This window comes from Accumulibacter sp., from assembly GCF_016789985.1.
Lineage (GTDB): Bacteria > Pseudomonadota > Gammaproteobacteria > Burkholderiales > Rhodocyclaceae > Accumulibacter.
In genome coordinates, this window is sequence record NZ_JAEUOL010000001.1 from 1 (window position 1) to 6343 (window position 6343).

7 protein-coding genes are annotated in these 6343 nt (G+C 61.8%); all 7 read left to right on the top strand.

Going from position 1 to position 6343, the window contains the following annotated elements; genetic code table 11:
• Positions 1-833, top strand: an 833-nt coding sequence (locus JNK99_RS00005; protein WP_366518664.1) for a putative PEP-binding protein, incomplete at its 5' end; no start/stop codon positions are given.
• A gap of 168 nt (positions 834-1001) precedes the next feature.
• Positions 1002-2117 (top strand): tRNA guanosine(34) transglycosylase Tgt, encoded by a 1116-nt coding sequence (gene tgt / locus JNK99_RS00010; RefSeq protein ID WP_291846856.1) that lies wholly within the window; start codon positions 1002-1004, stop codon positions 2115-2117.
• A 50-nt stretch (positions 2118-2167) separates the two neighbouring features.
• Complete coding sequence (gene yajC / locus JNK99_RS00015; RefSeq protein WP_291846858.1) at positions 2168-2494, top strand: preprotein translocase subunit YajC; 327 nt, start codon at positions 2168-2170, stop codon at positions 2492-2494.
• Positions 2495-2553: 59 nt separating this feature from the next.
• On the top strand, positions 2554-4431 hold the full coding sequence (gene secD / locus JNK99_RS00020; RefSeq protein ID WP_291846860.1) for a protein translocase subunit SecD: 1878 nt from the start codon (positions 2554-2556) through the stop codon (positions 4429-4431).
• Between the two features lie 11 nt (positions 4432-4442).
• Positions 4443-5387, top strand: a complete 945-nt coding sequence (gene secF, locus JNK99_RS00025) for a protein translocase subunit SecF (protein ID WP_291846862.1) — start codon at positions 4443-4445, stop codon at positions 5385-5387.
• Positions 5388-5435: 48 nt separating this feature from the next.
• Complete coding sequence (locus JNK99_RS17585; protein ID WP_366518665.1) at positions 5436-5876, top strand: cytochrome b/b6 domain-containing protein; 441 nt, start codon at positions 5436-5438, stop codon at positions 5874-5876.
• Between the two features lie 65 nt (positions 5877-5941).
• On the top strand, positions 5942-6124 hold the full coding sequence (locus JNK99_RS17590; protein ID WP_366518666.1) for a hypothetical protein: 183 nt from the start codon (positions 5942-5944) through the stop codon (positions 6122-6124).
• The last annotated feature ends 219 nt before the right edge of the window (positions 6125-6343 follow it).

The window sequence follows — 6343 nt, forward strand, 5'->3', positions numbered from 1 at the left end:
AGCGCGGCGACTTCGAGGGCCTGTTCCGCGAAATGAACGGCATGGCCGTCACCATCCGTCTGCTCGATCCGCCACTGCACGAATTCGTCCCGCACGATGAAGAGAACCAGAAGATCATGGCACACGAGATGAACGTGCCACTTGGGGTGATCAAGATGCGGGTCGATGACCTGCACGAGTTCAATCCCATGATGGGCCATCGTGGCTGCCGTCTGGGCATCACCTACCCGGAAATCACCGAAATGCAGACTCGCGCCATTCTCGAGGCGGGCCTCAACATGAAGGCCAAGGGGATCGACGTCAAGGCGGAAATCATGATCCCGCTGGTCGGCACGGTGCGTGAATTCAACGCCCAGGCACGGATCATCCGGCAGACGGCTGCGGCAGTCTTCGCCGAGCGTGGCGAAAAGCTCGACTACATGCTCGGGACAATGATCGAAACACCGCGCGCCGCGCTGATCGCCGACAGCATCGGTCAGCAGGCGGAGTTCTTCTCGTTCGGAACCAATGACCTGACGCAGATGACCATGGGTTTCTCGCGCGACGACGCCGGCAAATTCCTGCCCAGCTATCTGAAGGATGGCATGTACGAGCACGACCCCTTCCAGTCGATCGATCAGAAAGGCGTTGGCCTGCTGGTCAGGATGGCCGTCGAGAAGGGCCGCTCGGCCCGCCCCGGCATCAAGCTGGGCGTCTGCGGCGAACATGGTGGTGACCCGGCTTCGGTCGAGTTCTTCCATCGCGCCGGTCTCGACTACGTCAGTTGCTCACCGTTCCGGGTGCCGATTGCCCGACTGGCGGCAGCGCAAGCGGCGATCGACCACGCCACCTGAGGACGGTTGCCCTTTGGGCTGGGCGTCGCTGAGCCACCAGCGGCGCCGACTCTTTGCCCGACCGAGGGGCACTTCGGTCGGGCCTCTCCTTTCCGCCGCACGCAGTGTGGCGCGCAATCCGTAGCACCAGGCCAGCTCAGGCCCGGCTTCCCGCTTCAGCCAAACACCATGAACTTTGAACTTCTGGCCAGCGATGGCGCGGCTCGTCGAGGCCGCCTCAGCCTCGCCCACGGAACGGTTGACACACCCGCTTTCATGCCCGTCGGCACTTACGGCACAGTCAAGGCGATGACGCCACGCGACTTGGTCGACACCTGCACGCAGATTTGCCTGGGCAACACCTTCCACCTCTGGCTGCGTCCCGGTCTCGAGGTTATCGCCGCGCACACCGGCCTGCACCGCTTCATGTCCTGGGATCGCCCGATTCTCACCGACTCCGGCGGTTTTCAGGTTTTCTCGCTCGGCGCGCTGCGCAAGATCAGCGACGAAGGTGTCAGGTTCCAGTCACCGGTCAACGGGGATCGCCTGTTTCTCACCCCCGAGGAATCGATGCGCATCCAGCATGTGCTGGATTCGGACATCGTCATGATCCTCGACGAATGCACGCCCCACCCCGCCACCCATGACGAAGCCGCAACATCGATGCGCCTCTCGCTGCGCTGGGCAAAGCGCTCGCGCGCGCAGCACGACGAACTGGAAAACCGCAACGCCCTGTTCGGTATCGTCCAGGGCGGCATGTACGAAGATCTGCGTGACGAATCCCTCGCCGGACTGCTGGAGATCGGTTTCGACGGCTTCGCCATTGGCGGGCTGTCGGTTGGTGAACCGAAGAGCGACATGACCCGCATTCTCGCGCACACCACCCCTTGCCTACCGCCGACCAGACCGCGCTATCTGATGGGGGTCGGCACTCCGGAGGATCTGGTCGGCGCCGTGGCGGCCGGCATCGACATGTTCGACTGTGTTCTGCCGACACGCAATGCGCGTAACGGCCATCTATTCACTCGCCATGGCGACCTGCGAATCCGCAACGCCCGACATCAGAAGGACACGCGACCACTCGACGAGAGTTGCCGCTGCTACACCTGCCGAAACTTTTCGCGTTCCTACCTGCACCACCTCAATCGCACCGGCGAGATCCTCGGTGCGCAACTGGCGACGCTGCACAACCTCCATTACTACCAGGAACTGATGCTCGAGCTGCGCAACGCGATCGCCGCCGGCACTCTGCGCCAGACGGTCAACACCTTCCGCGAGGCGCGTACCCGACAAGGCGAAGGCTAGTGGTACAATTGGCAGTTTATTTTAAACACTCTGTCATTTAGGAGACCGATGTGCTGATCAGCACCGCCCACGCCCAACAAGCCGCCTCCACCGATCCGACCGGTGGCTTCATGCAGTTGCTGCCCATCATTCTGATGTTTGTCGTCCTCTACTTTTTGATGATTCGGCCGCAAATGAAACGTGCCAAGGAACATAAAGCGCTGGTCGAGGCACTGACCAGGGGCGATGAAGTGGTCACCGGCGGCGGTATCGCCGGCCGCATCACCAAGGTCGGCGAGCAATTCATCAGCCTTGAAGTCGCCGAAGGCGTCGAAATCCAGGTACAGAAGCCGGCCGTGCAACTGGTTCTGCCCAAAGGTTCGTTGAAAGCAATCTAACCACCGCGCTCGTCGCCTGCCCCTTGGGCAGCAGGCGCGCCACTTGACGGCATGCATCCATGAATCGTTATCCGCTCTGGAAATACGTCATCGTCGCCTTTGCACTGCTGTTCGGACTGGTCTACACCCTGCCGAACTTCTTTGGCGAGTCACCCGCGGTACAGGTTTCCAGCGCCAAGGCCACGCTCAGGGTTGATGAGAGGACGCGCGAGCGCGTCGCCGGCATCCTGCGCACCGCCGGTATCGAAGCGAGCGGCATCTTTCTCGACAGCAATGGCGTCAAGGTACGCTTGCCGACCACTGACACCCAGTTGCAGGCGAAGGATTTGCTGGAAAGGCAGTTCAACCCCGACCCCGGTGATCCACAGTATGTGGTGGCGTTGAATCTCCTGTCGAGTTCGCCGCAGTGGCTGACCAGCCTGCATGCCTTGCCGATGTATCTCGGTCTCGACCTGCGGGGCGGCGTTCACTTTCTGCTGCAGGTCGACATGAAGGGGGCGGTGACCAAGCGCCTGGACGCGATCAGCGGCGACCTGCGCAGCCTGCTGCGCGACAAGAACATCCGCCACGCCGGCATCGGCCGCGAAGGGGAGCGAGTGGTGATCCGCTTCCGCGATAGCGAAACGCGCAACAAGGGGCGCATCGCGCTGGAAGACAACCAGTCCGAACTGCTGCTCGCCGACCAGGGTGAAGGCGAAGATTTGAGGCTGGTCGCGACGCTCCGGCCGGAGGCGCTGAAGCGCATCCAGGAGTTCGCCATCAAGCAGAACATGACGACGCTGCACAACCGGATCAACGAACTCGGCGTCGCCGAGCCGGTCATCGCCCAGCAGGGCGCCGACCGTATCGTCGTTCAGTTGCCCGGCGTGCAGGACACGGCCAAGGCGAAGGACATTCTCGGCCGCACCGCGACACTGGAAATCCGCATGGTCGACGAAACCCCCGGCGCGCTGGACGCGGCGCAGGCCGGCCAGGTGCCGTTCGGAACCGAGCTCTACGTCGAGCGCGGCGGCATGCCGCTGCTGGTCAAGAAGCAGGTCGTGCTGACCGGCGATCGACTGACCGATGCCCAACCGGGTTTCGACAATCAAACCAGAGAACCGGCGGTACACCTGACGCTTGACTCGGCGGGAGCGCGCATCTTCAAGGACGTCACGCGCGACAACGTCGGCAAGCGAATGGCCATCGTGCTGATCGAAAAAGGTAAGGGTGAAGTCGTCACCGCACCGGTCATCCGGGCGGAGATCGGCGGCGGTCGCGTCCAGATCTCGGGCCGCATGAGTACCGTCGAGGCCAACGACACCGCCCTGCTGCTGCGTGCCGGTTCGCTTGCCGCACCGATGGAGATCATCGAGGAACGAACCATCGGCCCCAGCCTCGGTGCGGAGAACATCAGGAAGGGCTTCCATTCGACGATGTGGGGATTCTCCGCGATTGCCGTCTTCATGATCGCCTATTATCTGCTCTTCGGGCTGGTTTCGGTCATCGCTCTGGCCGCCAATCTCCTTTTCCTGGTCGCCCTGCTCTCCCTGTTGCAGGCCACCCTGACCCTGCCTGGTATCGCCGCCATCGCACTCACCCTGGGCATGGCGATTGACGCCAACGTCCTGATCAACGAACGCATTCGCGAAGAACTGCGCAACGGTTCAAGCCCGCAGGCGGCGATCCACACCGGTTACGAACGCGCCTTCGGGACGATCCTCGACTCGAACATCACGACCCTGATTGCCGGTATCGCTCTGCTGATTTTCGGTTCCGGCCCGGTGCGCGGCTTTGCCGTGGTGCACTGTCTGGGCATTCTGACCTCGCTGTTCTCCGCCGTGGTCGTGTCGCGCGCGATGATCAATCTGATCTACGGCCGTCGCCGCAAGGTCGAGTCGCTGGCCATCGGCCAGATCTGGAAACCGGCCGTGGCCGGTACTCCGGCAGTCAAATAGGAAGCAGCAAGATGGAATTCTTCCGTATCAAGAAAGACATCCCGTTCATGCGCCATGCGGTGGTGTTCAACATCATCTCGTTGCTCACCTTCCTGCTGGCGGTCTTCTTCCTCTTCAGCCGTGGTCTGCACCTCTCGGTCGAATTCACCGGTGGTACGTTGATCGAACTCAACTATGCGCAGGCAGCAAATCTCGCGAAAGTGCGCGAGGGACTCGGCAAGGCCGGATACAGCGATTTCTCGGTACAAAACTTCGGCTCCAGCCAGGACGTCCTGATTCGTCTGCCGCTCAAGGCCGAACAGAACACGGCCAAGATCGGTGAATCGGTGATGCAGTCCCTGGCTGCCGAGGCGCCCGGCGCCACCCTGCGACGCGTCGAATTCGTCGGCCCGCAGGTCGGCAGGGAACTCGCCGAAAATGGCGCTCTGGCGCTACTGCTGGTGGTGATCGGTATCGTGGTCTACCTCGCCTTCCGTTTCGAGTGGCGATTTTCGGTATCGGCGATCATCGCCAACCTTCACGACGTGATCATCATCCTGGGCTTCTTCGCCTTCTTCCAGTGGGAGTTCTCGCTCTCGGTGCTGGCGGCGGTACTCGCTGTCCTGGGATATTCGGTAAACGAGTCAGTCGTGGTTTTCGACCGTGTGCGTGAAACCTTCAAGAAAACCCGCGGCCTCAGCACGCCGCAGGTGCTCGATCATGCGATCACCAGCACCATTTCCCGCACCATCATCACACACGGTTCGACACAAATGATGGTGCTGTCGATGCTGGTTTTCGGCGGCGAAACGCTGTATTACTTCTCGCTCGCACTGACCATCGGCATCTGTTTCGGCATCTACTCATCGGTACTGGTCGCCAGCCCGCTGGTCATGTGGCTCGGTGTTTCGCGGGAACAGTTCGTCAGGCCCAAGAAACAGATCGAGGGCGCCAACGAGGAAGGCGCCGTCGTCTAACGGAATATCGCGTTGCGCCACGGGTCGAGCACGCGGCAGGTGGATCGAATGAGCAGGCAACGCATTCGCCTTTGGGATCTGCCAACCCGCATCTTCCACTGGTCGCTGGTCGCCCTGTTCGTTGCCTCGCTGGTCAGCGGCAGCATCGGCGGTAATCTCATGGTCTGGCACGGCAGGTTCGGCCTGGCCATACTGGGCTTGGTCTGCTTTCGTCTGCTATGGGAATTCACCGGATCAAGCTACGCGCGCTTTACGGGCTTCGCGCCGACACCAGCTTCCGTTCTGGCCTACCTGTGCTGCCAGTGGCGAGGTGTCGGCCACAATCCGCTCGGCGCGCTGTCCGTCTTTGCTTTGCTCGGACTGCTTGCCTTCCAGGCGTGCAGCGGACTTTTCGCCAACGACGACATCGCGTTCCGCTGCGCACGCTCGTCGGCGGGAAACTCAGCGACCGCCTCACCAGCCTCCACAAGCTGTCGACCAAACTCCTGATCAGGCTGGTTGTCTTGCACGTGGCGACGGTCACCTTCCGTGTCCTCGTCAAAAAGGATGATCTGGTGCAGCCCATGTTGGGCGGCTGGAAAGAGGTCGAGCCGGGACGAGCCCGGTCAGCTACCGGTGACGGCCCGCTCGCTTTCGTCCTGACCCTGCTGCTTGCACTGGCGGCAGTCTACGCCGGCTCCGAGGACTGGATGCCCACGGCAACGCCGGTTACACCCACAGCGGCGGCAGGCTGGTAAACGAGAAGGGAGGAGTGCCCGCCGGGCGCAACCCCTCCCCCGCCAACCACGTTCGCCGCACCCGCCCGGTGCGGCGAACGCTTACCACCCATCACTTTTAATGTAATCTCTGATTATTACGAGGCAACACATTGAGAGACGATGGGAAAGACAGATAAGTTAGCGGACGAGGTACGGTTTGGTCTGGAAGAGGCCCTCCCTGGGATGCGCAAGACGATC